This is a genomic window from Chromohalobacter sp. 296-RDG (assembly GCF_029889885.1).
Taxonomy (GTDB): Bacteria; Pseudomonadota; Gammaproteobacteria; order Pseudomonadales; family Halomonadaceae; genus Chromohalobacter.
Window position 1 is genome coordinate 1 of record NZ_JARANY010000183.1, and the last position, 1,603, is coordinate 1,603.

The 1,603-nt window shown below is 61.7% G+C and carries 2 protein-coding genes and 1 pseudogene; 2 read left to right on the top strand and 1 reads right to left on the bottom strand.

Translation table 11 applies throughout. The annotated features are described in order from the left end of the window. Together OP495_RS18845 and OP495_RS18850 are read left to right on the top strand one after the other, a co-directional pair. The coding region (locus tag OP495_RS18845; protein WP_280571075.1) for an amino acid ABC transporter permease at positions 1-436 on the top strand (436 nt) is incomplete at its 5' end. Beyond that, positions 433-1,182 (top strand): amino acid ABC transporter ATP-binding protein, encoded by a 750-nt coding sequence (locus OP495_RS18850; RefSeq protein ID WP_280571079.1) that lies wholly within the window; start codon positions 433-435, stop codon positions 1,180-1,182. The genes OP495_RS18845 and OP495_RS18850, both read left to right, overlap by 4 nt. Positions 1,183-1,215: 33 nt before the next feature. Here OP495_RS18850 and OP495_RS18855 read toward each other — a convergent pair. After that, positions 1,216-1,603 (bottom strand): annotated as a pseudogene (locus OP495_RS18855) (glycosyl transferase); the annotation flags it as partial.

Below are 1,603 nucleotides of genomic sequence, written 5' to 3' on the forward strand. Positions count from 1 at the left end.
GCAAATCCTGACTTTCCTGGTCGCCATCAACGGCATCACCGCCACCATCCTGGGGCTGACCCTGCACTTCTCTGCCTATATGGCAGAATCGATTCGCGCCGCCATCGTCGGCGTCGATCGCAGCCAGACCGAAGCGGCGCTGTCCATCGGCATGACCCAAGGGCAATTGATGCGTCGCATCGTCTTGCCGCAGGCGACACGCGTGGCCACGCCGACGCTCATGAACTACTTCATCGACATGATCAAGGCCACCTCGCTGGCCTTCACGCTCGGCGTAACCGAGCTCATGGGCGCGACTCAGAAGGAAGCCGCCAGCAGCTTTCTCTACTTTGAGGCGTTCTTGTTGGCGGCGATCATCTATTGGATCGTGGTGGAAATTCTTTCGTGGCTGCAACGGCGGCTGGAAAAGCGACTCAACCGGGCCTACCAACGATGATCGCACTCCACGGCATCACCAAGCGCTTCGGCACACATACCGTCTTCGAGGATATCGACTTGACGCTGGCGCAAGGCGAAATCATCGTCGTCATCGGCCCGTCGGGCACCGGCAAGTCGACCCTTCTGCGCTGCATCAATTATCTCGAAACGCCTGACGCCGGACGGCTCACGGTGGGCGATCTCAGCCTCGATGTCACCCGCGCCAGCCGTCGAGACATCCTCGCCCTGCGTCGGCGCACGGCGTTCGTGTTCCAGAACTACGCCCTGTTCGCCAACAAGACCGCGCTGGACAATATCTGCGAAGGCATGATCGTCGTCGCTGGTCTCTCCAAGGCAGAGGCGCATGCCCGGGGGCGCGAGATTCTCGAACGCATCGGTCTCGCGGACAAGGCGGATGCGTATCCGGCATCGCTATCCGGCGGCCAACAGCAACGCATAGGCATCGGCCGGGCAATGGCCGCCAAGGCCGAGGTCATCCTCTTCGACGAACCCACCTCGGCGCTCGATCCCGAATGGGTCGACGAGGTGCTGGCCCTGATGAAACAGCTCGCTCGGGAGCGCCAGACCATGATCGTGGTCAGCCACGAGATGCAATTCGCACGTGAGGTCGCCGACCGCGTGGTGTTCATGGACGAGGGCCGGATCATCGAGCAAGGCCCGCCCGATGAACTTTTCACCAATCCCCGGGACGAACGCACGCAACGCTTTTTGCGCAAGGTGCTGGCCAACAATCCCGTGGTCTGAGCTGGAGTTGCATGCGACCAGGGGCCTGGACGGTTACACCTGGCCTTGGTTGTCGAGTTCCACGGCTTCGTACATGCGCTCCTTGAGATTGTGGATCGCCGCGCCCACTCGATTCCAGCTGGGGATGAACGGCTTGTCGCGAGGCGATTCGAGAAACGACGCCCCCGCCTCGAGAATGTTCGCGGTGAAAAGCTCGACCGCCTGCTCCTCGCTGTGGCGGTCGAGTGACAGGCCGTTCATGCGCGCATCGTTATCGTAGGCCTCGATCAGATCCAGCGCGGTGCGGTAATAGGTCGCCTTGATGGTGCGAAAGGTCTCGGAGTGAATGGGCACGCCCAGTGTCGCCAGCTTGCGGAACATGGCCTTGGCGATATCCAGGCTCATGCGATTGAGCCCGCCACTGGGGTCCTCCTGGGAGACG